General features: G+C 67.0%; 19 protein-coding genes. 6 read left to right on the top strand and 13 right to left on the bottom strand.

All coding sequences use genetic code 11. From position 1 onward, the window contains the following. Nucleotides 1-3 precede the first annotated feature (3 nt). The gene (gene ftsE, locus ACZ75I_RS17735) at nucleotides 4-690 is read right to left on the bottom strand and encodes a cell division ATP-binding protein FtsE (protein WP_049424090.1); all 687 of its coding nucleotides are present in this window, start codon (nucleotides 688-690) and stop codon (nucleotides 4-6) included. A gap of 169 nt (nucleotides 691-859) precedes the next feature. Beyond that, the gene (gene rhlB / locus ACZ75I_RS17740; RefSeq protein ID WP_472958431.1) at nucleotides 860-2569 is read right to left on the bottom strand and encodes an ATP-dependent RNA helicase RhlB; all 1710 of its coding nucleotides are present in this window, start codon (nucleotides 2567-2569) and stop codon (nucleotides 860-862) included. A gap of 509 nt (nucleotides 2570-3078) precedes the next feature. On the opposite strand from rhlB, the gene trxA reads away from it, so the two are divergent. The 3 genes from trxA (at nucleotide 3079) to ACZ75I_RS17755 (ending at nucleotide 7174) form a co-directional block, all read left to right on the top strand. Next, a complete protein-coding gene (trxA, locus tag ACZ75I_RS17745) occupies nucleotides 3079-3408 on the top strand; it encodes a thioredoxin (RefSeq protein WP_005411275.1) in 330 nt (109 codons plus the stop codon). Nucleotides 3409-3636: 228 nt separating this feature from the next. Beyond that, nucleotides 3637-5385 (top strand): transcription termination factor Rho, encoded by a 1749-nt coding sequence (gene rho / locus ACZ75I_RS17750; RefSeq protein ID WP_180868798.1) that lies wholly within the window; start codon nucleotides 3637-3639, stop codon nucleotides 5383-5385. Between the two features lie 214 nt (nucleotides 5386-5599). Then, nucleotides 5600-7174 carry a sensor domain-containing diguanylate cyclase gene (locus ACZ75I_RS17755; RefSeq protein WP_005419756.1) on the top strand — a complete coding sequence of 525 codons (1575 nt, stop codon included), beginning with the start codon at nucleotides 5600-5602 and terminating at the stop codon, nucleotides 7172-7174. A 39-nt stretch (nucleotides 7175-7213) separates the two neighbouring features. Here the strand turns inward: ACZ75I_RS17755 and ACZ75I_RS17760 are convergent, their stop codons facing one another. Next, nucleotides 7214-8116, bottom strand: a complete 903-nt coding sequence (locus tag ACZ75I_RS17760; RefSeq protein ID WP_472958432.1) for an energy transducer TonB — start codon at nucleotides 8114-8116, stop codon at nucleotides 7214-7216. 80 nt (nucleotides 8117-8196) lie between these two features. Continuing rightward, nucleotides 8197-9927, bottom strand: coding sequence for a bifunctional isocitrate dehydrogenase kinase/phosphatase (aceK, locus tag ACZ75I_RS17765; RefSeq protein ID WP_180868794.1), 1731 nt, complete (start codon nucleotides 9925-9927; stop codon nucleotides 8197-8199). A 243-nt stretch (nucleotides 9928-10170) separates the two neighbouring features. Between aceK and ACZ75I_RS17770 the strand changes: the two genes are divergently transcribed. Beyond that, a complete protein-coding gene (locus ACZ75I_RS17770) occupies nucleotides 10171-10908 on the top strand; it encodes a KilA-N domain-containing protein (RefSeq protein ID WP_258009515.1) in 738 nt (245 codons plus the stop codon). 75 nt (nucleotides 10909-10983) lie between these two features. On the opposite strand, the gene ACZ75I_RS17775 is transcribed toward ACZ75I_RS17770, so the two are convergent. The 9 genes from ACZ75I_RS17775 to ACZ75I_RS17815 all read right to left on the bottom strand — a co-directional run bounded on the left by ACZ75I_RS17775 (nucleotide 10984) and on the right by ACZ75I_RS17815 (nucleotide 20494). After that, nucleotides 10984-11343: a hypothetical protein gene (locus tag ACZ75I_RS17775; RefSeq protein WP_005419760.1), complete on the bottom strand. Its 360-nt coding sequence runs from the start codon at nucleotides 11341-11343 to the stop codon at nucleotides 10984-10986. A gap of 53 nt (nucleotides 11344-11396) precedes the next feature. Then, the gene (locus tag ACZ75I_RS17780) at nucleotides 11397-11813 is read right to left on the bottom strand and encodes a roadblock/LC7 domain-containing protein (protein ID WP_005419762.1); all 417 of its coding nucleotides are present in this window, start codon (nucleotides 11811-11813) and stop codon (nucleotides 11397-11399) included. Further along, the gene (locus tag ACZ75I_RS17785) at nucleotides 11806-12354 is read right to left on the bottom strand and encodes a GTP-binding protein (RefSeq protein WP_472958434.1); all 549 of its coding nucleotides are present in this window, start codon (nucleotides 12352-12354) and stop codon (nucleotides 11806-11808) included. The genes ACZ75I_RS17780 and ACZ75I_RS17785 overlap by 8 nt, the downstream gene beginning before the upstream one ends. Then, nucleotides 12347-13312, bottom strand: coding sequence for a hypothetical protein (locus ACZ75I_RS17790; RefSeq protein WP_180868788.1), 966 nt, complete (start codon nucleotides 13310-13312; stop codon nucleotides 12347-12349). The genes ACZ75I_RS17785 and ACZ75I_RS17790 overlap by 8 nt, the downstream gene beginning before the upstream one ends. Nucleotides 13313-13621: 309 nt before the next feature. Next, complete coding sequence (locus ACZ75I_RS17795; RefSeq protein WP_346476369.1) at nucleotides 13622-15844, bottom strand: NADP-dependent isocitrate dehydrogenase; 2223 nt, start codon at nucleotides 15842-15844, stop codon at nucleotides 13622-13624. A 917-nt stretch (nucleotides 15845-16761) separates the two neighbouring features. After that, nucleotides 16762-17274, bottom strand: coding sequence for a hypothetical protein (locus ACZ75I_RS17800; RefSeq protein ID WP_072169182.1), 513 nt, complete (start codon nucleotides 17272-17274; stop codon nucleotides 16762-16764). 43 nt (nucleotides 17275-17317) lie between these two features. Further along, entirely contained in the window at nucleotides 17318-17611 is a 294-nt protein-coding gene (locus ACZ75I_RS17805; RefSeq protein WP_005419771.1) for a LysM peptidoglycan-binding domain-containing protein, read from the bottom strand. 213 nt (nucleotides 17612-17824) lie between these two features. Next, nucleotides 17825-18643 (bottom strand): NADPH-dependent 7-cyano-7-deazaguanine reductase QueF, encoded by an 819-nt coding sequence (gene queF / locus ACZ75I_RS17810; protein WP_346476370.1) that lies wholly within the window; start codon nucleotides 18641-18643, stop codon nucleotides 17825-17827. Between the two features lie 531 nt (nucleotides 18644-19174). Then, nucleotides 19175-20494, bottom strand: a complete 1320-nt coding sequence (locus ACZ75I_RS17815) for a M20 family metallopeptidase (RefSeq protein ID WP_006473586.1) — start codon at nucleotides 20492-20494, stop codon at nucleotides 19175-19177. 186 nt (nucleotides 20495-20680) lie between these two features. Between ACZ75I_RS17815 and ACZ75I_RS17820 the strand changes: the two genes are divergently transcribed. Beyond that, on the top strand, nucleotides 20681-21925 hold the full coding sequence (locus ACZ75I_RS17820) for an efflux RND transporter periplasmic adaptor subunit (RefSeq protein WP_346476372.1): 1245 nt from the start codon (nucleotides 20681-20683) through the stop codon (nucleotides 21923-21925). A gap of 74 nt (nucleotides 21926-21999) precedes the next feature. Next, nucleotides 22000-25233, top strand: a complete 3234-nt coding sequence (locus ACZ75I_RS17825; protein WP_472958436.1) for an efflux RND transporter permease subunit — start codon at nucleotides 22000-22002, stop codon at nucleotides 25231-25233. Nucleotides 25234-25244 lie beyond the last annotated feature (11 nt).

Raw genomic sequence — 25244 nt, forward strand, 5'->3', positions numbered from 1 at the left:
CGGTTACTCCGCCAGGTCCTGCGGCGAGATGTCATCCACCAGCCGGCCGTGGTCGAGGATCAGCACGCGCTTGCGCATGCGGCGCAGCAGCGGCAGGTCGTGGCTGACCACCAGCACGCTGGTGCCGCGCGAGGGCAGCTCGGCGAACAGGGCCATGATCTCCGCCGCCAGGGTCGGGTCGAGGTTGCCGGTTGGTTCGTCGGCCACCAGCAGCTTGGGCTCGCCGACGATCGCGCGGGCGATGCCGACGCGCTGCTGCTCGCCGGCCGACAGCTGCGAGGGCAGCGCCTTCTCGCGGTGGCCCAGGCCCATCCGTTCCAGCACCGAGCGCACGCGCTTGCTGATGTCGCCACGGCGGGTGCCGCGCAGGATCAGCGGCAGCGCCACGTTCTCGGCAATCGAGCGGTCCATCAGCAGACGGTGGTCCTGGTAGACCGCCCCCACCGCGCGTCGGTGGCGCGGCACGTCGCCGCCGCGCACCTTCAGCAGGTTGCGCTCGTCGAACACCACCGCGCCGCGGCTTGGCCGCTCGTCGAGGTGGATCAACTTGAGCAGCGTACTTTTACCCGCACCGGAATGGCCGGTGACGAACAGCATCTCGCCCGGCGCGACCTCGAAGCTGACATCGGTCAGTGCCTCGTGGCCACCGGCGTACTGTTTGCTGACATTGTCGAAGCGCAGGACACTCATGCCCCGATTATGCAGGACCTGCGCGACGTCGTGGAGATGGTGGGGCGATTGGTGGTAGCCGCAGGAGCAGCCGAGCGTAGGCTCGGCTCTACAGGGCGGCATGGGGGCTGTAGAGCCGAGCCCATGCTCGGCTCAGTGCGGACCGAGGTCCGCACCCACCATCGGCGGCTTAGTTGCCCGACAGCATCCGGCGGATCTTGCGGCCGATGCGGGTCAGGAACGAATCGCCGGTATCGGCGGCGGTACGCACCGGCTTGGCCACCACCTGCACCGGGGTCACCGGGCTCGCGCCGTTGCCGGCGTGGGCCTGCACGCCCTCGGCACCCTCGACCGGACGGCCGTGGCGACGACGACGGCGCTTGCGCGGCTTGTGCTCGCCGTCCACCCCACCTTCCGGTGCGCCTTCGGCGCGCGGCGGGCGCGGCGGACGCGGGGCCTGGGCAGCGGCGACCGGGGCCGCAGCCCCCTGCTCGCCTTCCACGCGCGGCTTGCGCGGGCCGCGCGAACGGCGTTCGCCGCTGCGCTCGCCGTCACGGCCACCACGACCACCACCACTGCCGGAACGACCGCCACTGCGGCCACCGCCCCGACGCTCTTCCTCGGCGGCGCGGGCTTCGCGCGCTTCACGGAAGATCTGGCCGACGCTTTCGTTGTCCTCGCCTTCCTCGCCTGCAGCCGGGGCCGGGCGTTCCGGGCGCGGCAGCGGGGTCAGCAGTTCCTTGGTGACCGGCTCGGAGGGAATCTTCTGCTCGATGTAGGCCTCGATGTCCGGCAGGCCCATCGCGTAGCGTTCGCAGGCGAAGCTGATCGCATCACCCTCTTCGCCCAGGCGCGCGGTACGGCCGATGCGGTGCACGTAGTCTTCGGCATCGAACGGCAGGTCGTAGTTGTAGACGTACTTGATGCCGTCGATGTGCAGGCCGCGCGCGGCGACGTCGGTGGCCACCAGGATTTCCAGCTGTCCCTTCTGGAAGCGGTTGAGCAGGCTCTCGCGCTTCTTCTGCGGCACGTCGCCGGACAGCACGCCGACGCGATAGCCGGCCTTTTCCAGCGAGCGGGCAACGCGCTCGACGAACACCTTGGTGTTGACGAACACCATGGTCCGCGCGCCTTCGCTGCGCGACAGCAGGCCCAGCAGCAGCGGGATCTTCTCGTCGTCGGCCGGGAAGTAGATGCGCTGGCGCACGCGGGCTGCGGTGATGGTCTCGGCTTCGACCACCAGCTTCTGCGGCTCGTTCATGTGCTCGTAGGCCAGCTCCAGCACGCGATGGCTGAGGGTGGCGCTGAACAGCAGGGTCTGGCGGATGGTGCGTTCCGGCATGCGGCGCAGCAGGAAGCGGATGTCCTTGATGAAGCCCAGATCGAACATGCGGTCGGCTTCGTCCAGCACGCAGATCTCGCAGGCATGCAGCGAAACCACCTTGTGCTGCTTGACGTAGTCGATCAGGCGGCCCGGGGTGGCGATGATCACGTCCACGCCCTGCTGCAGCAGCTCGCGCTGCTTGTCGTAATCCACGCCACCGTAGACCAGCGCGAAACGCAGGCCCAGGTCGGAACCGAACTTCACCGCATCCTTGTGGATCTGGATGGCCAGTTCGCGGGTCGGGGCGAGGATCAGGGCGCGGGGGTCTTCCGGCTTGCGGTCGGCCAGCGCCGGACGCGTCAGCAGGCGGTTCACGACAGCGACCAGGAAGGCCAGGGTCTTGCCGGTACCGGTCTGGGCCTGGCCGGCAACATCACCACCGGGCAGCGCGACCGGCAGGGTCAGCGCCTGGATCGGGGTGCAGCGGGTGAATCCGGCTCCTTCAAGGCCGGCCTGCAGGGCCGGGTGCAGCTCGAAGGAGGAGAAGGTCAAATCGGTCAGCGGTTTGTCGCTCATGAGTCCGTCTTGGTATGGCCGCCGGCCCTTGGGGCGGCTGGCACTTCAGCGTCTAGGGGAACCGTCGCAAACTGCGGCCCCTGCGGCGGGTTGGCAGGCCGGGACCCCTCGGTCCGTGCGCCGCACAATGCCCCAGTTTAACGCACTCGGGCAGGCAAACCGGAATGCGACGTCTCATGGCATCCAGAGACGCCACCTTCACCCAGCCACACCGGACTTGAACGGCCTGCACGGGGGCGCTGGTGTCGCCCACTGCCAGCCCCATCTTCAGGAAGGCAGTGAAATCCGACACATACCGGCCATCGAAGCGATCACGATACGCTGGGTTCCAGACGGCGCCTGTCCCTGCCCCGCGATAGGGGTACACTGCCGGCCGTGAGCGTCCAGGCATCCCGCCGAACGCACCGCGGCAGTGCGCCGCGAGGCAACGACGAGGGTCGCGCCACCGGGCAAGGCCCAGTTCACCCACCTCCGGCATGGCCGGGTGCAATCCAAGACGAGAAACCAAGATGAGCGACAAGGTTGTACATGTCGGCGACGCCGACTTTGATAGCGCAGTGCTGAATTCCAAGGAACCGGTGCTGGTCGATTTCTGGGCCGAGTGGTGTGGCCCCTGCAAGATGATCGCCCCGGCGCTGGACGAGCTGGCCGATGCCTACCAGGGCCGCGCCAAGATCGCCAAGGTCAACGTTGACCACAACCGTGCGCTGGCCGCGAAGTACCACGTGCGTTCGATTCCGTACCTGGTCGTGTTCAAGGATGGCGAGAAGGTCGGCGAGCAGATCGGTGCGGTGGGCAAGGCCCAGCTGGCCGGCCTGCTGGACAAGGCCCTGGCCTGATCCTGCCGGTCTCCGGCAGCCGCCGAGCGCGGCTGCCGGCGGGCGCACCACGCCCATGATGAATGCTGTTCCCGGCGACCCTTGCATGGCGCCGCAGGCCGATGATAGTGTCGGCATATCCGGCCGCGTTCGCGTGCCGCACCCTCTGGACGCAGTTTCTTCCAGACCCATTCCCAACGTTCGCCGCCCCAGCCGGGCGCTCGCACCTTCAAGCGAGGAATAACGCTCTTGTCCGATAACACTTCCGAAACCGGCAGCGCTGATGCGCCCGCCGAAAAGCGCGTGCGCAAGCCCCGCGTGAGCAAGGCCGCCGCCCCGGCAGCCGCAGAAACCAGCGCCGCTCCGGCGCAGCCGACCCTGCCGCTGGCCGCCGCGCCCGAAGCACCGGCGCCGGCCGCAGCACCTGCGCCGAGCGCGCCCGCCGCCGAGGCCCCCGCCAGCAGTGGCGGTGGCGAGGGTGGCGAGGGCCGCGAATCCGGCCAGCCGCGGCAGCAGAATCACCAGGGGGGTGGCCAGAACCAGGGCCAGAACCCGTACAACCAGAGCGGCCAGCAGGGCCAGGGGCAAGGTCAGGGCAACCGCCGCGACCGCTTCCGCAACCGCCGCGACCGTGACCGCAACAACCGCTTCCGCGACGATGGCATGTCCAATGACGGCGGCGAACAGCAGCCGTTCGTGCCGCGCCCGCACGCCAACGTGCCCGAGGGCTTCCCGGTCTACTCGCTGAGCGACCTCAAGCGCATGCCGGCACAGAAGCTGCTGGAAATCGCCGAACAGCTGCAGATCTCCGAAGGCGTGGCCCGTGCCCGCAAGCAGGACGTGATCTTCGCCCTGCTGAAGGTGCTGACCCGCCACGGTGACGGCGTCGCCGCCGATGGTGTGCTGGAAATCCTGCCGGATGGCTTCGGTTTCCTGCGCGCGGCCGAAGCCAGCTACCTGGCCGGCCCGGACGACACCTACATCTCGCCCAGCCAGATCCGCCGCTTCAACCTGCGCACCGGCGACCACATCTCCGGCCGCATCCGCTTCCCGAAGGACGGCGAGCGCTACTTCGCGCTGAACATCGTCGACACCATCAACGGCGAGCCGATCGAAGCGTCGAAGAACAAGGTGCTGTTCGAGAACCTGACCGCACTGTTCCCGCGCCGCCGCTTCACCCTGGAGCGTGGCAACGGTTCGTCGGAAGACATCACCGGCCGCATCCTCGACCTGATGGCGCCGCAGGGCAAGGGCCAGCGCTCGCTCATCGTGTCGCAGCCCAAGGCCGGCAAGACGATGATGATGCAGCAGGTCGCCACCGCCATCACCACCAACCATCCGGACGTGCACCTGATCGTGCTGCTGATCGACGAGCGCCCGGAAGAAGTGACCGAAATGCAGCGCACCGTGCGCGGCGAGGTCATCAGCTCGACCTTCGACGAGCCGGCCGCGCGCCACGTGCAGGTGGCCGAAATGGTCATCGAGCGCGCCAAGCGCCTGGTCGAGCACAAGAAGGATGTGGTGATCCTGCTCGACTCGATCACCCGCCTGGCCCGCGCCTACAACAACGTGGTGCCGAGCTCGGGCAAGGTGCTGACCGGTGGTGTGGACGCCAACGCCCTGCACCGCCCGAAGCGCTTCTTCGGTGCCGCGCGCAACGTGGAAGAAGGCGGCAGCCTGACCATCATCGCCACCGCGCTGGTCGACACCGGCTCGAAGATGGACGAGGTGATCTACGAAGAGTTCAAGGGCACCGGCAACAGCGAAGTGCACCTGAGCCGTCGTATCGCTGAGAAGCGCGTGTTCCCGGCCATCGACATCAACCGTTCCGGTACCCGCCGCGAAGACCTGCTGATCGAACCGGAACTGCTGCAGAAGATATGGATCCTGCGCAAGCTGCTGCATCCGATGGATGAAATGGCCGCGATGGAATTCCTGCTGGACAAGATGAAGAACACCAAGTCCAACGACGAGTTCTTCGGTTCGATGAAGCGCTGATCCGCGTCATTGCATCGAAAAAAAAAGAACCTGCCGCTCGCTGCGGCAGGTTTTTTTTTGCCTGCAGGGCGACCTGCTTCACTTTGCCGCGGCCGACTTTTGGCGATAATTCGCCCGATACCCTGCCCGGCCCCAAGGGCGTGGCCACCGATTCCCGCTGTCGCCCCTTCCGGAGAACCGGTCGGGTCCAGCCTCCTGCCGGATCCGTCGACGCATGCGAACGCTGTCCCCCCGCCTCAACCTGGGCAAGCTGATCCTCGCCCTGGCCCTGCTCAGCGCCATCATCGCCCTGGCCAATACCCTGCTGGCCAGTTACCGCGTGCAGCGCGACCAGCTGGTCGGCAACACGCTGGAGGCCAACCGCGTCTATGCCACCAAGCTGGCCGAGACCACCCAGAATTTCCTGCTGGCCGCGCAGCAGGAGCTGGCCTACGCCGCCACCCGGCTCGGCCAGAATGATCTCGATCCGGCACAGGCCCAGGATGAAGCCAGCCGGCTGCAGCTGCAGACCAACAGCTTCAACTCCTCGCTGGTGGTCGACGCCGACGGCCTGGTGATCGCCACCTCGCCGCAGACCCTGCAGCTGCAGGGCGAGATCCTGCACAGCGCCGGCAACAACGCCGCACTGGCCGCGCGCCAGCCGATGATCAGCGATCCCTACCAGTCGACCACCGGCAAGCTGCTGGTCTCGCTGTCGCACCCGATCTTCGATCGCCAGGGCCGCTATCGCGGCTACGTCAGCGGCACCCTGTACCTGCGCCAGCGCAGTGCGCTGCACACGCTGCTGGGCAAGCACTACTACCGCGACGGCTCGTACCTGTACGTGGTGGACCGCAATGGCCGCCTGCTGTACCACGCCGATGGCAAGCGGGTCGGCGACTACGTGGTCGGCAACCCGGCGGTGAAGGCAGTCGTGCGCGGTGAACGCGGTGCGCAGCAGGTCCGCAACAACCTGGGCGTGTCGATGCTGGCCGGCTATGCGCCGGTACCGGCCACCGGCTGGGGCATCATCGCCCAGCGGCCGACCGAGGCCACGCTGCAGCCATTGTCGCGGTTGATGACCGCGGTGATCTGGAATGCGATCCCGCTCGGCCTGCTGTCACTGCTGGTCACCTGGTGGTTCGCCCGTCGCATCTCGATGCCGCTGTGGCAGCTGGCGCGGAACGTGCAGGGTGGCGAGGACACCGGCAACGCGATCAGCCACGTCAGCGGCATCCGCGCGTGGTACTTCGAGGTGGCCCAGCTCAAGCAGGCGGTGCTGCACAGCTTCAACGCGCTGCAGGACCGCATCGGCACGCTCAGCCGCGCCAACCGTACCGATCCGCTGACCGGCCTGCTCAATCGCCGCGGCCTGCAGCAGGCGCTGGATGCATTGCAGGTGCAGGGCATTCCGTTCGCGATCCTGGCGCTGGACATCGATCGCTTCAAATCGATCAACGACAGCCACGGCCATGACGTCGGCGACGCCGCCATCGTCCATATCGCCGACCAGATGCGCCGCTACTCGCGCGACAGCGACATCCTCTGCCGTGCCGGTGGCGAGGAATTCCTGCTGCTGTTGCCGGGCATCAGCACCGACTCTGCGCGCCAGGCCGGCGAGCGCCTGCGCCAGCACATCGCCGATCATCCGTTCGAGCCGGTCGGCACCATCACCGTGTCACTGGGCGTGGCCCACTTCCCCAGCTTCCATGTCGATGCCGAGCAGGCGCTGCGGCTGGCCGACAAGGCCCTGTACATGGCCAAGGAACAGGGCCGCAACCGGGTGGTGGTCTACCCGTACGCGGACTGAAAAGCGGCCGGCCTGGCCGACCGCTTCACCGCGCCGGGCTCAGCGCTGCGCCAACGGTGTCAGCAGGCGCAGGCCGCGCTGGGTGCCATCGGCCATGTACACGCCCCCGGCCGGCAGCAGATCACTGCCCGCCTGTTCGACGGCATCCGGCTTGCGCCACGGTGCGGCCTGGCGCGGGCCGGGGATGTAGGCACGCCAGCGGCCATAGTGCTCAGGTTGGGCATTGCCGTTGCTGCCGGTGTCGCTGTTCAGGGCGAAGTTCACCAACACGCGCACGGTCCAGAAGTCGCGCGTGCTGTTCTCGCCGGTGGTCGGCGGGACGAAGGTCCACTTGCGCGCGCCGCTGATGCTGGCCTTGGCGAGCAGGTCGCGCATCTTGGCCAGGGTCCGCTCCGGCGCGACCACGGTCATGTTCACCTGTTCGGCAATGACGTCGGCCACGGTCCCATCGCGGGCTACCTTGACCAGCAACAGCACATCACCCTGCCCACCACTGCGGAAGACATCCTCGGGGTAGCGCGGTGGCGGCATGCTCTTCCGGGTCACCGAATCGGTAGCCTTCGGGTCATACTCACTGAAGTCGACACTGGTCATGCTGACCTGGTAGCTGCCGTCCTCCTGCTGCTTGCCACGCAGGCGCACCCGCAGTGGTGCGTGGACCGCCACCGGCTTGCCATCGCGCAGCGTCGGCTCGAACTGCCAGCCACGGATAGTGCCCTCCACGAATGAGGCGATACCCGGTGCGAGCATCGCCTGCTGGTCCAGGACCAGCGCGCTGACCGAACCATCGGCCGCCACGTCGATACTGCCCGACAGCGCCATGCTCATCTCGGCGGTGGCACGCACGGCGCGCGCGTTCTGGGCGACGGCATCGGCTGGCAGCAGGGGGGCACCGGCGGAGAACGCCAGGGCCAGGGCAAGGAACAGGGGGGAACGCATCATTGCCGGATCCGTGGTGATGAAGTGAGCACCGAGCGTACCGCAGTCCAGACCGGACCGGCACGCGCTTCACGCCACGCCGTTCAGGCCAGGCGATGGGCCGCCGCGTAGGGTGGCGTATCCGGATAATCACCTGCGGCGAAGCGCACCTGCAGGCCCTGCCACCACGCAGGATCGAACAGGTGCCGGTAGTGTTCCCGCACTGCCGCCAGTTCGCTGGCGGGCAGGCCCATGAACGGGCCGAAGCGCTCGGGAAACACGTCGCGTGGACCGACATGGAACCAGGGTTCATCGGCCATGGCTTCCTCCGGCGTACGCGGCTGCGGCCAGGCGCGGAACACGCAGTCGCTGACCAGGCACAGCTCGTCGTAGTCGTAGAAGACTGCCCGGCCATGCCGCGATACGCCGAAGTTCTTCGGCAGCATGTCGCCGGGGAAGATGTTGTTGCGCGCCATGTCGGTGATCGCCTGCGCGTAGTCGAGTACCGCTGCGCGCACCGCCTCGCCCCCCTGCTCGCGCAGGTACAGGTTCAATGGACGGAAACGACGCTGTACGTAGCACAGTGCGACTTCCACATGGTCGCCATCGACCCGCACGGTCTGCGCGCATTGCTGCAGCAACTCCTCCAGCAAGGCCGGTGCGAAGCGGTCGCGCGGGAAGCGCAGGTGGCGATACGGCTGCGCATCGAGCAGGCGGCCGACGCGGTCGAGGTTGAACACCAGCGCGTACTTCTCTTCCACCTGCTGCCGCGACATCGCCTTGGGCCAGGCGAAGCGGTCGCGGATCAGCTTGAACACCAGCGGATAGCTGGGCAGGGTGAACACCGCCATGACCATGCCAGGTGTTCCTTCGGCGGGCACCAGCCGCTCCTGCGGATGTTCGTTGAAGTGGCGGAAGAAGGTCCGGTAGCGCTCGGTCTTGCCTTGCTTGGCACGGCCCAGAACGGTGTAGATCTCATCGATGGGCTTGCCTGGCAGCAGGCTGCGCAGGAACACCACCGCATCGCCCACCGTGGCCAGGTCGGCCTGGAAATAACTGCGCGACACGCCGAACAGGTGGGCGACGTCGCGGCGCCGGGTGAGCACCGCGTCGGCACGCAGTCCACGCTCATCGTTGACCAGCGCGATCACGCAGGGTGAGAAGCGGTGCTCGCCGAACACGCGGCCCACCAGGTAGGCACGGCGCTCGCGATAGAACACGGTGTCCAGCAGCTCGATGCTGCGCACCGGCGTATCGCCCCAGTGGGCCAGATCATCCTGCAGGCGCACGGCGATGGCCGCCGCGCAGCGCAACTGGTGCGCATACGGAATGTCGAAGCGGTAATCGGCCAACACGCGCTGCAGGGCCTCCACCGGCCGCGTCGGTGAAACCGCGTAGGTATGCCGCGCGACCGGATGGGTGATCGCATCGGACGGCTCGACGTCAAAGGCGATGAACTCCAGCGCCGGGTCCACGCCACGGGTGGAGAACAAGCGCCGCGACAGGGTGTTGTAGAACGTCTTGTACAGTTCGGCGTCGATCAGCCCCCGCAGCAATGCGCTGTAGCGTGCATGCACCTGCAGCCACAGTGCGCGCTCCCCGACCGCTTCGCCGGCAAGGCGCCGCAGTGCATCCATCTGTTCGGCAATGCACAGGTCGTACAACGCGATGCGCTCGACTGCATCCCGGCGCGCGCCCGCCCAGTCGCGCTGCTCGAAACGCTGCCGCGCGCGGGCGGTGATCGCCGCAAAGCGGGCGTGGTACTGCTCGAAGCCAGCGTGGATGGCACCAGCGATGCGCGACGCCAGCTCGGCATCGATATCAGGCTCGGACATGCAGGACTCAGCCGGGAGGACCGGCTTCACCATACGCTGGCGTGGGGTGGCTTGTGTAGGGCCGAGCCCATGCTCGGCTTGGTTCACCGCAATCTGCCCGAAGAACAGCCAAGCGTCGGCTTGGCTCTACAGGAACAGCGTCGCTACGCGCCGCAACAAACGCAACGATTCCTACAGACCCGGTGCCCCTCTGCTGCCTACCCTTTCAGGCCCAACCACGGCACGAGGTGACGCATGCAGCAAATGACCTTTATCCCACGCGTGGAGGAAGGCAACGTGATCCCGCAGCGTGCCCGCGATGGCTACATCAGCGCAACCGCCCTCTGCCAGTCCGTCAACAAGCGCTGGTCCGATTACCGGGCGCTGAAATCGACGGAGGAGTTCCTGCAGGAGCTTACCGTCCAGACCGGTTTGGCCGAGCATGAACTGATCCACGTGGTCTCCGGCGGGAATCCGACCATGCAGGGCACCTGGATCCATCCCTATCTGGCCATCAACCTCGGCCAGTGGCTGTCGCGCAAGTTCGCAGTGAAGGTCTCGCAGTGGGTGGTGGAATGGCAGCAGGGTCGCGCCAATGCGTTGCTCCCCGTACACATCGATCGCTACATGCAGAACCGTACGAAGGTGCCGTATACCCATTTTTCGATGCTCAACGAGCTGACATTGAACCTGATCGCACCGCTGGAGCAGGCAGGCTATACGCTCCCGCAGGCGCTGGTGCCGGACATCTCCGAAGGCCGCCTGTTCTGCAAATGGCTGAGGGATCATCGCGGCGTCAACACCGACGCACTGCCCACGTATGACCACGCCTACCCGGACGGCCGGACGGTGCAGGCCAAGCTGTATCCCAACGAGTTCTACGAGGATTTCCGCCGCCATTTCAACGAAGTGTGGCTGCCCCAGAAGGCGCACACGTACTTCGCCAAGCGCGACAGCGAAGCGCTTTCGTTCGTGACCACGCTGCTGCTTCCACCGCAGTGAAAGCAGCGCCGAACGCGCTCGGCTGCTTCGGCTGAAAGCAGCCGAGCATGGCCCGGCTCTACAGGAGCAGATGGCTCAGATCGCCAGTTCGGCCTCCACGTCCTGCACCTTGCGTCGGGCCAGTGCAAGGTTGGACTTGGTCCGGTCCAGCACGATGTAGAAGAACAGTCCCTTCTTCTTCGCGACCGGTCGCATGATGTGGTACGCCTTGCCCAGCGAGATCAGGATATCCTCGATGCTGTCATTGAGGTTCAACGAGGCAGCGGTCTTCATCTTGGCCCGGATCACTTCGGTGTTGCCGGCGGCGGCCACTTCCATGTCCATGCCGGCACCGGCCTCGCCCAGCAGCATGCCGCTTTCGTAGTCGACCAGCGCCACTGCCTGCGCGCCGTCGATGCCCATCAGTGCGTTCAACGATTCATTCAATCCAGCCACGTCGCACCCCTTGTCGATGTTGGTTCGAGCCCCTCGTTCCCCTGCGGCCGGGCTCACGATCCGCCGAGTTCGGCCAGGATCGCCTGGCCACATTCCCTGCTCTGCCACAGCACCTGGCCGATCACGCTGCGCTGGTCGCAGGCCGCCATCAGCAGCAGCGGCGCACGCCCTTCGGCCTGGATTGCCAGCATCAGCACCTTCCCGCCCATCGCTTCCAGCATCAGCGTCTGCAGATCGCCCAGCACCAGTTCGCGCCCCACCGCTGCGGCCAACGCCAGCATCGCGCTGGTCATCGCCGCCAGCCGTTCGCCACGCCCTTCGGCACCGGCGCTGACCAGGGCAAAGCCATCGACGCTGGCCAGCACCACCGTGCGCACGCCTTCCACCCGCTGCTGCAGGTCCTGCAGCAGCGGCTGCAGGCGCTCACGCTGGCCCGCATCGGGCAGTACCGCCATCTGCCCGTCACCCATACGCGGCCACCAGTGCGTGCGCTTCCATTTCGCTCATCAGTACATCCATCAGCAGCAGTCCCTGTTCGCGGTCACGGGCATCGACGGCCAGCAACGGCAGCGGCTGGTCGTCGAGGCAGGCGTGCGTGGTCCAGTCATCCAGGGCCGCCTGTGGTGCCTGGTCCAGGTGGGTGACGGCCACGACCAGTGCCAGGGATGATGCGAACGGCTGCAGCACCTGCAGGTAGTCCTGTAGCTCGCTGGCAATGCCGGCGCGACGTGCGTCCAGCAGCAGCACCGCGCCCCGTGCACCCTGCAGCAGGATCGGCCACAGGAAATCGAAACGCTGCTGGCCGGGCGTTCCGTACAGACGCAGGCGTTCGCCGTTGGGCAGTTCGATGTCTGCGTAGTCCAGCGCGACGGTGGTGGAGGCCTTGTCGGCACCGAGGCGATCACTGTTGGCCACATCGGTGTCGACTACCGCGCCGGCCGCGATGCTGCGCACCAGCGTCGACTTGCCGCTGCCCATGCCGCCCAGCACCACCACCTTGTGCTCACGCATTGCGCTCACTCCCGCGCAGGTGCCGCCACAGGCGGGCAAGCAGTCCGTTGTCGGTGCGGGTGCCACCGGTCGCCATCATCGGCGCCGCCGGGGCGGCCTGCAGCTGCGCGTAGCCACACAGGTAGGCCGCGTGGATGAAATCGCGAACGGCCGCCGCCGGCAGCTCAAGCAGCAGCGCGCATTCTTCAACCGTGCACGCGCGCTTGAGCAGCAACGAGCACAGGCGGAATCCATCGTGGTCGTGTCCCAGTACGCGGAAATCCGGCCAGCGCAGCAGCTTCACCGAAGCGCCGCGCAGGCGTTCGTCCAGTGCTTGCCAGTGGCGGCTGCGTTGCGCCCATTGCCACAACAGCGGCCGCAGCGGCTGGCGTGGTCGCTCACCAGCCAGCGCCTGCAGGCGCATTGGCGTCAGTGCATCCAGCTGCAGGCGTTCGAAAGCATCGGCCAGGCGCTCCACCACTGCGCTCGCAGGTTCCTGCAACAGCACGGCCTGGTCGTGCTCCAGATCCATCAGCAGCAAAGGCTCGCCCGCATCACTCAACAGTGCCTGGCCATGGCGCAGCGGCAACCGCTCGCGCAGCAGGCGGGTAATGGCGTGTGCGCCATCGGCCAGACGTATCAGCGCGGGTGCGGGCATGGCCAGGGGCTCCGGTGCCAACTGCATGCGACGCAGCGCGCGGCCGATGGCACCGTCGTCGAGCACATCCTGGTGTCCGTCGCCGTCGCGCAGTTGGCCGCCGTTGTCCTCGATCCAGCATTGCAGGCGCGGTCGCTGCTGGCGCATGCGCTGGGCCGCGTTGCGCAGTGCCGGGGTATCGCGGATGACCAGCAGGTCGCAGTCGTCCAGGTCCTGGCTGCGCCGGACGTGGCCGTCCGGCAGTGCCGACGCCAGGCGCAGCCGTTGCAGCAGGGCCTGCTCGCCCTGGATATCGGTTCCCACCACCAGCACGCGTGCCATCCGTGTTCCCCGGGCGACCACCTCCCCGGTGGTCTCGCGTCGCCAAGGCTAGGATATTGCCGACGAAGACCGTCGTGATCGACTGCTCAGATTGAAGGCGCTTGCACACCCCCTTCTGCCGGTTCTGCGACAGCCATCGCGGGCAAGTTTCATGCCCCGTTGACGGCAGTCCGACAGCTGACGGATGTCACGGTTTTCATCGCCAGGGGTCGGATCCCTTTTGCCATGCAAAAGGGATCTGACCCCGGAGCCAAAAAAGAAACCCGCGCCGAAGCGCGGGTTCCAGTGTCACCACCGAACGGCGCAGGATCAGCCGCGCAGCTGCTCCAGCGCGGCGTTGAAGGTCGCGCTCGGGCGCATCGCCTTGCTGGCCTTGGCCAGGTCCGGGCGGTAGTAGCCACCGATGTCCACGGCCTTGCCCTGCACCGCGATCAGCTCGTCGACGATCTTCTGCTCGTTGTCGGTCAGTGCCTTGGCCAGCGGAGCGAAGCGCGCCTTCAGCGCGGCATCCTCGTCCTGCGCGGCCAGCGCCTGCGCCCAGTACAGGGCGATGTAGAAGTGGCTGCCACGGTTGTCGATGCCACCCAGCTTGCGCGACGGCGACTTGTCGTTGTCCAGGAACTGGCCGTTGGCTTCGTCCAGCGCCTTGGCCAGCACGCGGGCGGCGGCGTTGTCATAGCGGTTGCCCAGGTGTTCCAGCGACGCGGCCAGGGCCAGGAACTCACCCAGCGAATCCCAGCGCAGGTAGTCCTCTTCGACGAACTGCTGCACGTGCTTCGGGGCCGAACCACCGGCGCCGGTCTCGAACAGGCCACCACCGGCCATCAGCGGCACGATCGACAGCATCTTGGCGCTGGTGCCCAGCTCCATGATCGGGAACAGGTCGGTCAGGTAGTCGCGCAGCACGTTGCCGGTCACCGAGATGGTGTCCTCGCCCTTGCGGATGCGGTCCAGCGAGAACGCGGTCGCTTCCACCGGCGGCAGGATGCGGATGTCCAGGCCGTTGGTGTCGTGGTCCTTCAGATACTGCTCGACCTTGGCGATGACCTGCGCGTCGTGGGCGCGGGCGGCATCCAGCCAGAACACGGCCGGGGTGCTGCTCAGGCGGGCACGCTCGACGGCCAGCTTGACCCAGTCCTGGATCGGCGCGTCCTTGGTCTGGCACATGCGCCAGATGTCACCGGCTTCCACGGCGTGCTCGAACACCACGGTGCCGGCATCGTCGGTGACCTTGACCACGCCATCGGCAGCGATCTGGAAGGTCTTGTCGTGCGAGCCGTACTCCTCGGCCTTCTGTGCCATCAGGCCGACGTTGGGCACCGAACCCATGGTGGCCGGGTCGAAGGCGCCGTGCGCCTTGCAGTCGTCGATGACGGCCTGGTACACGCCGGCATAGCAGCGGTCCGGAATGACGGCCTTGGTGTCCTGCAGCTTGCCTTCGGCGTTCCACATCTTGCCGGAGTCGCGGATCATCGCCGGCATCGAGGCGTCGACGATGACGTCGCTCGGCACGTGCAGGTTGGTGATGCCCTTGTCCGAGTTGACCATGGCCACGCCCGGGCGCTGTGCGTACTCGGCAGCCAGGTCGGCTTCGATCGCAGCACGGGTGGCTTCCGGCAGCGACGGCAGGCGCGCAGCCAGGTCACCGATGCCGTTGTTGGCGTCGAAACCGGCCTGCTTGAGCACGTCGGCGTGCTTGGCCAGCACGTCCTTGTAGAACTCATTGACCGCCACGCCGAACATGATCGGGTCGGAGACCTTCATCATGGTCGCCTTCAGGTGCAGCGAGAACAGCACGCCCTGAGCCTTGGCATCGGCAATCTGCTCGCCGATGAACGCGGCCAGTGCCTTGCGGCTCATCACGGCGGCGTCGACGATCTCGCCGGCCTTGACCGCGGTCTTTTCCTTCAGCACGACGGCGCTGCCGTCCTTGCCGTGGAAGGTGATCTTCAGCGAACCGGCGTTGGCCAGGGTGGCCGACTTTTCGCTGCCGTAGAAATCGCCGGCGGCCATGTGCGCGACGTGCGACTTCGAATCCGGCGCCCAAGCGCCCATGCGGTGCGGGTGCTTGCGCGCGTAGTTCTTCACCGACAGCGGTGCACGGCGGTCGGAGTTGCCTTCGCGCAGCACCGGGTTCACCGCGCTGCCCTTGACCTTGTCGTAGCGCGCCTTGTAGTCGCGCTGCTGGTCGTCGGCCGGGGTTTCCGGGTAATCCGGCAGCGGGTAGCCCTGGTCCTGCAGTTCCTTGATGGCCGCCTTCAGCTGCGGCACCGAGGCGGAAATGTTCGGCAGCTTGATGATGTTGGCGTCCGGGGTGGTCGCCAGCTGGCCCAGCTCGGCCAGGTCGTCGCTGACCTTCTGCGCGTCGGACAGCAGTTCCGGGAACTGCGACAGGATGCGGCCGGACAGCGAGATGTCACGGGTTTCCACCACGATGCCGGCCGTGGCGGTGTAGGCGTCAACGATCGGCAGCAGCGACTGGGTGGCCAGGAACGGTGCTTCGTCGGTCAGCGTGTAGAGGATCTTGGACATGGGGGACTTGGACTCTGTAGCAATGCTCAGGGGAAGGCCGGCGCCAGCGCCGGGCCACGTGCAACCGTGTCGCGCGCGAGGCGGAGCCCCACGCTTTCCCCCGTCGCCGTCAGGGTGGGCGCGCGGCGGGGAAACCCCTGCATTGTCGCGTTTTCAGTCGCGCGGGGCAAAGCCACGCCATACGCGGCGGTACTGGACCGCTGTGTTTCGTCGTTGGCTCGCTTCCGGTCTGGAAGCTGAGGCTTGATGGCTAATTCGACTTCCCGCTCGTTGAGGCACGCATGACCCACTCCGACAATCGCTGCCCCCACTCGGCACGCCTTGGGCAGATCAATGTCTGCGAGCGCTTGCTTTGCTGGAAGTTGCAGATTCGGAATCCCCCAACGACGGCGGCCAGGCTGGCGAGTTCATCTGCTGTCGCTGCAGAGCCTCGGATGTGCAGCGAGCCGGCGCCAGATGATCCGGGTCGAACGTAGACGTCGTACCGGGTGGAAGGTCCTTCCGCCCTTGCATACCCCGACACGACATATCCGCCATCCGTGAAGCGCAGATCCGGCGTGCTTCCTGGCACAGGCTTTTCGGGGGCATCGCCCTCGTAGATCAAGGCGACTTCCCTACCATCACGCCTGATGCGGTGCAGACCAAAGTCAACAGGTGCCTCGTAGGTCACGGACATGTCTGTCGGCACCCGCACACAGGCGCCGTAGAGGAAGTGGTCGCAACTGTAGCTCCAGAGATTCGCGGGTCCCATTGCGAGCGTGAGCGCAATCCAGCTGAGCATCCTATCCCCTATCTGGCCGTGTTCCGTTCAGCGTATACCGGCAGCCCCCTCCCCAAGCGGGCATCGCCCAACAAAAAAGGACGCAGCCTCGCGGCTGCGTCCATCGTGAGCCCTGCCGGGAGAGAGTCGGCTGGACTTACTTGACCTCGAACTCCTGCGGCGTTCCGGCCGCCTTGCCATCGACGGTGACTTCGGCGCGGTACTTGCCGGCCGGCCAGCCCTTTGCATTCTTGAAGGTGACGTTGGTGGTTTCCGCACCGCTGGTGTTCAGCGTGGCATTCTGTTCGCCGGCCACCTGGCCGTCCTGGTAGGTCAGCTTCGCGCCAACGGCGACGTTGTTGGCAGCACCGTCGGTCTTGACCGAGACGATGATGTCGTCCTTCGGCGCGAACAAAGCCGTCGTCGCAACCGACTTGTCGGCGGCTGCGGTCTTGCCGACCGTGACCGACGAGACGCTGACAGCAGCGGCTTCGGCCATCGGCGGCGGCGCGCCGGTCATCGGGGCCGGTGCTGCCGGTTCGGCCGGAGCAGTCGCTGCCGGAGCGGCATTGTTGTCGGTCGACTCTTCTTTCTTCTTGCAACCGACCAGGGCGACGCTGCCCAGCAGGGCGGCGATCAGGGCGGTCTGGAGCGGGGTGGTCTTGATCATTCGGGGTTCCTCCCAGGGATTGTTGGACGGCACTCTGGCCGGCTTACTTCGGCGGCAGTTTCAGGGTCTGGCCCGGGAAGATCTTGTCCGGGTCATCAAGCACATCGCGGTTGGCTTCGAAGATCTTCTTCCAGGCATTGGCGTCGCCCAGATGCTGCTTGGCGATCTTCGACAGCGAGTCACCCTTCTGCACGGTATAGGTGCCGCCGCTGACAACATCTGCGGTGCTGTCCACCGAAGCGCTGACGCCGGAGAAGTCCGCCTTCGGCACCTGCTCGGCGGTACTGTCGACACTGCCACTGACGCCGGAGAAATCGGCTTTCTTCTCGGTACTCATCCACAACTCCCGTCTGCATGACTACGTGATTGGCACGGTGCCATGGCGGTTGTTAAATGGGGATGGTGCAGATGTGAAGCCGCCCCCGGGGCGGCTGAACAATCGGGGGAATGGACGCCCGGTAGTGCCGGCCGCTGGCCGGCTGTGCCACGGGATCCGGCCTTGGCCGATTGCCGGCCAGCGGCCGGCACAACGGGTATCCGACTGCGGCGGTTACTGCCGCAGCTCGCGGTAGGTCGCAGCCGGGACGGCGATGCCGGGGCTGGCACGCCAGGGGTTGATGTCCAGGCCACCACGGCGGGTGTAGCGGGCCTCAACCTCGAGCCAGTGCGGCTGGCAGCGCGCGGACACCTCGCTGAAGATCCGCTCAACGCACTGCTCGTGGAACTCCGCATGCTCGCGGTAGCTGACCAGATAGCGCAGCAGGCCCGCGCGATCGATCTTCGGCCCGCGGTAACGCAGGCTGACCGTGGCCCAGTCCGGCTGGCCGGTGACCGGGCAGTTGGACTTCAGCAGCGCCGAGACCAGGGTCTCCTCCACCACCTCGCCCGCATCGGCGGCGAGGAAGTCCGCCTGCGGCGGGCCGTAGCAGTCGATCTCCACGTCCAGCCCGTCGATGGATTCGCCGAGCGGCGTCTCTCGCAGCACCGGCAGGCCGAACTCGACCTGGACCGGCGCACCAGCGCAGGCCGACAGATCCGTCACCAGGCGCTCGCGCAGCGCCTCGGCGCTGTCGACGCGGGTGCTGTTGAGGGAGTTGAGGTACAGCTTGAACGACTTCGATTCGATCAACTGCGGCGAGGTGCACGGCACCAGCACGGTGGCGACGGCCACCTGCGGCTTGCCGCGCGGATCGAGCCAGCTCAGCTCGAAGGCGTGCCAGCGGTCGTGGCCGACGAACGGCAGCGCTGCGTCATCGAGGCCGATCTCGGCGCGGGCGCCGCTGCGCGGGATGGGAAACAGCAGGCCGGGGTCGTACTGCGACGGGTAACTGACCTCGCGACCGAGGCTGGAATCCTGTGGGGTGTTCATGGTGGGCATTGTATCGCGCGGAGGGCGGGCCTTCGGCCGGGCCGGCCAACGGCGGAGCCCCTCCGTGGTGGTTGTGTTGGCTGGTCGCGGAAGGCGGTCTATCGGCTTGGCCGGGAGGGCAGTCGGGTCGGGGGACGCCGTAAACCCGTCCCTGAAGTGACCCCCGCCCCGCCTACCCACCCGGCCCCTGACAGTTCCCTGCACGCGGCTACCACCACGGGAAAGATCAGAAAATCAAGATCAAAAGCCGATCCTTCAGACGTTCATGACGTCCGCCGTGTCGACCACGGTCGACACCTACCAAAGCAGGATGTCGTTCTGACAGCAGCAGGAAACTGTCGAAGGCGGGGTGGGTCCGGTGGGAGGGGCGTGAGCGCCATGGATGGCGCGACCGAGGCTACAGGGACGTACTTGCGCCGTCCCCTGCCACCGGACCCACCCCGCCATCCCACGGATAGCCAGCTTTTGCCGTTGCTTCGGCTGTTGCCGTTGCCTCGGCGGGTGCAGGGCTGCAAGCCCTGCCGGTAACCCTTACCCCGCAGGAGTGCCGGCACCGTGCAGGTAATCCAGGCTCACCTGCAGCAACGCCCGCAATCCCACATCCAGCGCCTTCTCATCCAGCAGGAACTTCGGCGAATGGTTGGCCGGCGCCGTCGCCGGGTCGATGCCCACGCTGGTGGACCCGACGAAGAAGAACATGCCCGGCACTTCCTTCGCGTACAGCGAGAAATCCTCCGCGCCCATCTGCAGCGGCGGCTCGTACACGTTGTCCTTGCCCACCACCGCCTGCAGGCTCGGCAGCATCTTCGCGGTCAGCGCCGGATCGTTCACCGTGGCCGGGTTGCCTTCCGATTCGTAGATATCGGTCACCGCCTTCGCACCATGCGCGGCCGCCGTGTGTTCGGCCACGTTGCGCAGGTCGGCGAAGATCTGCTGGCGCATGCCTTCGTCGAAGGTGCGGATGGTGCCGACCATCTCCACTTCATCGGGAATGATGTTGTAGCGAATGCCGCCGTTGATCGCGCCGAAGGTCAGCACCGCCGGTTGCTTGGACAGGTTGGCGCGGCGGCTGACGATGGTCTGCGCGGTGCCGACCAGATCGGCGGTGGCGACGATCGGGTCAACACCGTTCCACGGTGCCGAGCCATGCGTCTGGCGACCGATCACCTTGATCCCGAAGCGATCAGAGGCAGCCATCAATGGGCCGCCGCGCACCGCGATCTGTCCGGCCTGCACGCTGGAGAACACATGCAGGCCGAACACTGCCTCCGGCTTGAAGTCGGCAAACAGCCCTTCCTTGAGCATCAATGCGGCACCGCCCTCTTCCGGCGGCGGCGCGCCTTCCTCGGCCGGCTGGAAGATCAGCATCACCTGGCCCGGCAGGTCCTTCTTCATTGATACCAGCGCTTCGGCCACGCCGAGCAGGGTGGCGGTATGCGCGTCGTGGCCACAGGCATGCATCACGCCCACGGTCTGCCCGCGGTACTGGTCGGTGGCCTTGGAGGCGAACGGCAGGCCGGTCTGCTCAGTCACCGGCAACGCGTCCATGTCTGCACGCAACGCGATCTTCGGACCCGGCTTGCCGCCTTCGATGATCGCCACCACGCCGTGGTGGGCGATGCCGGTCTTCGGCTTCAGGCCCATCGCACGCAGGCGCTTGGCGACCTCGGCCGAGGTGCGCGCCTCGCGGTTGGACAGCTCCGGGTGCTGGTGGAAATCACGGCGCCATTCGACCACCCGGGCCTGCAGCCGCTGCGCGGCGGCGGTCACTTCCGGGCGTTGCCCGTCCTGGGCATGGGCAAGCGCCGGCAGGGCCAGCAGCAGGGCGGACAGCAGCAGCGAACGGCGCATCGCAATCTCCACAGCAAGAGGGTTCCAGCTGAATGTAGGGCAACACCGGCGCCACGGGAACCTCCGGCGCCGCATCCGGTCTTAGCGCCCGTCCCATCCGTCATGCAGGAAACGTGATGTGGCACAGGTATGCTTTGCGCATTGTCCCGGCGTCCCGTCCGGTCCAGCCCTCTCGGAGTCCTCGTAATGTCACGTGTTTGGAAGATCGTGCTGCTGGTCGTGGCGGTGCTGGTGCTGGCCGTGGTCGGCCTGCGCGTCATGGGCGGCGGCAAGGACAAGGCTGGAAAACCCGCTGCGGGCGCGCGCCAGGGCGGCGAAGACCCGGATGCCGGCCCGGTGCCGGTGACCGTGGTCGAAGCCACGCGCCAAGACGTACCGGTATATGCCAGCGCACTGGGCACGGTGACCGCGATGAACACCGTCACTGTCAGCCCGCAGGTCGGCGGCCAGCTGATGAGCCTGAATTTCCGTGAAGGCCAGGAAGTGAAGCAGGGTGATGTGCTGGCGGTGATCGATCCGCGCACCGCCCAGGCCAGCTACGACCAGGCCGCGGCAGCCAAGCGCCAGAACGAGGCCCTGCTCGCCACCGCGCGCTCCAACTACCAGCGCTCGAACGCGCCGGAGTATCGTCAGTACGTCGCCAAGACCGATCTGGATACACAGCGAAACCAAGTGGCACAGTACGAAAGCGCCGTGGCCGCCAACGAGGCCAGCATGCGCTCGGCGCAGGTGCAGCTGCAGTACACCCGGGTCACCGCGCCGATCTCAGGCATCGCCGGCATCCGTGCGGTCGACGCCGGCAACGTGGTCAGCGCCGGTACCGCGCTGGTCACGCTGACCCAGATCCATCCGATCCACGTGCTGTTCAACCTGCCCGAGCGCCAGCTCGGCGATGTGCGCCAGGCACAGGCCGCCGGCACGGTGCCGGTGGCGGCGCTGGACCGCGCCGATTCGCACGTGCTGTCCGGCGACGGCAAGCTCGATGTGGTCGACAACCTGATCAGTGCCGACAGCGGCACGTTCAAGGCGCGCGCCGTATTCGACAACACCGACAACGGCCTGTGGCCGGGCCAGTTCGTCAACGTGCGCATGCAGCTGCGCACCATCGGCGGCGGCGTGGTCATTCCGACCCAGGCGGTGCTGCGTGGCCCGGACGGCGAGTACGTCTATGTCGTGCAGGGCGACAACACGGTGAAGATGCAGACCGTGCGCAGCGGCGTGGAAGTGGGCGACAGCCAGGTGCAGATCGCCGAAGGCCTCAAGGGTGGCGAGCGGGTGGTCAGCGAAGGCCAGTTCCGCCTGAAGCCGGGCAGCAAGGTCACCGCGCTGAAGCCGGGCGAGACCCCGGCCGCGCCGACCGAGGCCGAACTGAAGGCGGCCGAACAGAAGAACGCGGGCGGCGGTGGCCGTCGCGGTGGTGGCCCGCGCTGAGCGCAGGCCACGGTTCTCCCTCGCGCCGGCGGACCTGCCGGCGCCGACATTGAAGTGCCAGCAAGGATCAGTCCGTGGGCTTTTCGACGATCTTCATCCGCCGCCCGATCGCTACCTCGCTGTTGATGGCGGGCCTGTTGCTGCTGGGCATCCTCGGTTACCGCAAGCTGCCGGTGTCGGCGCTGCCGGAAATCGATGCGCCCAGCCTGGTGGTCACCACCCAGTACCCCGGCGCCAATGCCACCACCATGGCCTCGCTGGTCACCACCCCGCTGGAGCGCCAGTTCGGGCAGATCTCCGGGCTGGAACTGATGACGTCGGACTCGTCGGCCGGGTTGTCGACGATCATCCTGCAGTTCTCGATGGACCGCGACATCGACATCGCCGCGCAGGACGTGCAGGCGGCGATCCGCCAGGCCACCCTGCCCTCATCGCTGCCCTACCAGCCGGTCTACAACCGGGTGAATCCGGCCGACGCGGCCATCGTCACCCTGAAGCTGACCTCTGACACGCGCCCGCTGCGCGACGTCAACAACTACGCCGACTCGATCCTGGCCCAGCGCCTGTCGCAGGTGCAGGGCGTGGGCCTGGTCTCGATTGCCGGCAACGTGCGGCCCGCCGTGCGCATCCAGGTCAATCCGGCGCAGCTGTCGAACATGGGGCTGACCCTGGAACAGCTGCGCAGCGCGCTGACCCAGGCCAACGTCAACGCGCCGAAGGGTTCGTTGAACGGCAAGACCCAGTCCTACAGCATCGGCACCAACGACCAGCTGGCCAGCGCCGCCGAGTACCGCGACACCATCATCAGCTACAAGAACGGCCGCCCGGTGCGGCTGTCGGACGTGGCCGAGGTGATCGATGGCGTGGAGAACGACCAGTTGGCCGCCTGGGCCGATGGCAAGCCGGCGGTGCTGCTGGAAGTGCGCCGCCAGCCGGGCGCCAACATCGTGCAGACCGTCGAGCGCATCCGCGCGATCCTGCCGCAGCTGCAGGGCGTGCTGCCGGCCGACGTGCACCTGGAAATCTTCAACGATCGCACCGAGACCATCCGCGCCTCGGTGCATGAGGTGCAGTTCACCCTGATCCTCACCATCGGCCTGGTGGTGGCGGTGATCTTCGTGTTCCTGCGCCGCCTGTGGGCCACGATCATCCCGTCGGTGGCAGTACCGCTCTCGCTGGCCGGTACCTTCGCGGTGATGGCCTTCGCCGGCATGTCGCTGGACAACCTCTCGCTGATGGCGCTGGTGGTGGCCACCGGCTTCGTGGTCGACGATGCGATCGTGATGATCGAGAACATCGTGCGCTACATCGAGCAGGGCAAGAGCGGCAAGGAAGCGGCCGAGATCGGCGCACGCCAGATCGGCTTCACCGTGCTGTCGCTGACGGTCTCGCTGGTGGCGGTGTTCCTGCCGCTGCTGCTGATGCCCGGCGTCACCGGCCGCCTGTTCCACGAGTTCGCGTGGGTGCTGAGCATCGCCGTGGTGCTGTCGATGCTGATCTCGCTGACGCTGACCCCGATGATGTGCGCCTACCTGCTCAAGCCCGACGCCCTGCCCGAGGGCGAGGACGCGCATGAGCGCGCGGCAGCGGCCGGCAAGCAGAACCTGTGGACGCGCACCGTCGGCCTCTACGAGCACAGCCTGGACTGGGTGCTGGGCCACCAGCGCCTGACCCTGGCCGTGGCCGGTGGCGCGCTGGTGCTGACCGTGCTGCTGTACGTGCTGGTCCCCAAGGGCCTGCTGCCCGAACAGGACACCGGCCTGATCACCGGCGTGGTGCAGGCCGACCAGAACATCGCCTTCCCGCAGATGGAGCAGCGCACCAGGCAGGTGGCCGAAGCGCTGCGCCAGGACCCGGATGTGACCGGCGTGTCGGCCTTCATTGGCGCGGGCAGCATGAATCCCACGCTCAACCAGGGCCAGCTGTCGATCGTGCTGAAGGAACGCGGCGAGCGCGATGGCCTGGATGAGATCCTGCCGCGCCTGCAGAAGGCGGTGGCCGGCATTCCGGGCGTGGCGCTGTACCTGAAGCCGGTGCAGGACGTGACCCTGGATACCCGCGTGGCCGCCACCGAGTACCAGTACTCGCTGTCGGACGTGGATTCGGCGACGGTGGCGACCCAGGCCACGCGCCTGACCGAAGCGCTGCGCAAGCGCCCGGAACTGGCCGACGTCGACAACAACCTGTCCAACCAGGGCCGCGCCCTGGAGCTGAACATCGACCGCGACAAGGCCAGCGTGCTGGGCGTGCCGATGCAGACCATCGACGACACGCTCTACGATGCGTTCGGCCAGCGCCAGATCTCGACCATCTTCACCGAGCTCAACCAGTATCGCGTGGTGCTGGAAGTGGCACCGGAATTCCGCACCAGCACCGCGCTGATGGAACAGCTGGCGGTCGCCTCCAACGGCGCCGGCGCATTGACCGGCACCAATGCCACGAGCTTCGGCCAGGTCACCTCCTCCAATTCGTCCACCGCCACCGGCATCGGCGCGCAGAACACCGGCATCACCGTCGGCGCCGGCAACATCATTCCGCTGTCGGCGCTGGCCGAAGGCACGGTCAGCAGCGCCCCGCTGGTGGTCAGCCACCAGCAGCAGCTGCCGGCGGTGACCGTGTCGTTCAACGTGGCGCCGGGCTATTCGTTGTCCGAAGCGGTGCGAGCGATCCAGGAGACCAAGGACAGCCTGGACATGCCCACCCACCTGCATGCCGAGTTCATCGGCAAGGCCGCCGAGTTCACCGGCAGCCAGACCGACGTGGTGTGGCTGCTGCTGGCCTCGCTGGTGGTGATCTACATCGTGCTGGGCGTGCTCTACGAGAGCTACATCCACCCGATCACGATCATCTCCACGCTGCCGCCGGCCGGTGTCGGCGCGCTGCTGGCGCTGATGCTGTGCGGGCTGAGCCTGTCGGTGGATGGCATCGTCGGCATCGTGCTGCTGATCGGCATCGTCAAGAAGAACGGCATCATGATGGTCGACTTCGCGATCGAGGCGCGCCGCGCCGGCGCCAACGCGCACGAAGCGATCCGCCGCGCCTGCCTGCTGCGCTTCCGCCCGATCATGATGACCACCGCCGCGGCCATGCTCGGCGCACTGCCGCTGGCGCTGGGCACCGGCATCGGTTCGGAGCTGCGCCGCCCGCTGGGTATCGCCATCGTTGGCGGCCTGCTGCTGTCGCAGTTGGTGACCCTGTACACCACGCCGGTGATCTACCTGTACATGGAGCGCTTCTCCGAGTGGCTGGCGCGCCGCCGCGAACAGCGTGCGCTGCGCGATGGTTCGCTGCAGGAGCCGCAGGCATGATCCACGCCCCG

This window comes from Stenotrophomonas sp. X (assembly GCF_055721025.1).

Bases quoted from the DNA above. Each gene is read 5' to 3' on its own strand.
- ftsE (WP_049424090.1), bottom strand. From the start codon at position 690: ATGAGTGTCCTGCGCTTCGACAATGTCAGCAAACAGTACGCCGGTGGC.
- rhlB (WP_472958431.1), bottom strand. From the start codon at position 2,569: ATGAGCGACAAACCGCTGACCGATTTGACCTTCTCCTCCTTCGAGCTG.
- trxA (WP_005411275.1), top strand. From the start codon at position 3,079: ATGAGCGACAAGGTTGTACATGTCGGCGACGCCGACTTTGATAGCGCA.
- ACZ75I_RS17755 (WP_005419756.1), top strand. From the start codon at position 5,600: ATGCGAACGCTGTCCCCCCGCCTCAACCTGGGCAAGCTGATCCTCGCC.
- ACZ75I_RS17760 (WP_472958432.1), bottom strand. From the start codon at position 8,116: ATGATGCGTTCCCCCCTGTTCCTTGCCCTGGCCCTGGCGTTCTCCGCC.
- aceK (WP_180868794.1), bottom strand. From the start codon at position 9,927: ATGTCCGAGCCTGATATCGATGCCGAGCTGGCGTCGCGCATCGCTGGT.
- ACZ75I_RS17770 (WP_258009515.1), top strand. From the start codon at position 10,171: ATGACCTTTATCCCACGCGTGGAGGAAGGCAACGTGATCCCGCAGCGT.
- ACZ75I_RS17780 (WP_005419762.1), bottom strand. From the start codon at position 11,813: ATGGGTGACGGGCAGATGGCGGTACTGCCCGATGCGGGCCAGCGTGAG.
- ACZ75I_RS17785 (WP_472958434.1), bottom strand. From the start codon at position 12,354: ATGCGTGAGCACAAGGTGGTGGTGCTGGGCGGCATGGGCAGCGGCAAG.
- ACZ75I_RS17790 (WP_180868788.1), bottom strand. From the start codon at position 13,312: ATGGCACGCGTGCTGGTGGTGGGAACCGATATCCAGGGCGAGCAGGCC.
- ACZ75I_RS17795 (WP_346476369.1), bottom strand. From the start codon at position 15,844: ATGTCCAAGATCCTCTACACGCTGACCGACGAAGCACCGTTCCTGGCC.
- ACZ75I_RS17800 (WP_072169182.1), bottom strand. From the start codon at position 17,274: ATGATCAAGACCACCCCGCTCCAGACCGCCCTGATCGCCGCCCTGCTG.
- ACZ75I_RS17805 (WP_005419771.1), bottom strand. From the start codon at position 17,611: ATGAGTACCGAGAAGAAAGCCGATTTCTCCGGCGTCAGTGGCAGTGTC.
- queF (WP_346476370.1), bottom strand. From the start codon at position 18,643: ATGAACACCCCACAGGATTCCAGCCTCGGTCGCGAGGTCAGTTACCCG.
- ACZ75I_RS17815 (WP_006473586.1), bottom strand. From the start codon at position 20,494: ATGCGCCGTTCGCTGCTGCTGTCCGCCCTGCTGCTGGCCCTGCCGGCG.
- ACZ75I_RS17820 (WP_346476372.1), top strand. From the start codon at position 20,681: ATGTCACGTGTTTGGAAGATCGTGCTGCTGGTCGTGGCGGTGCTGGTG.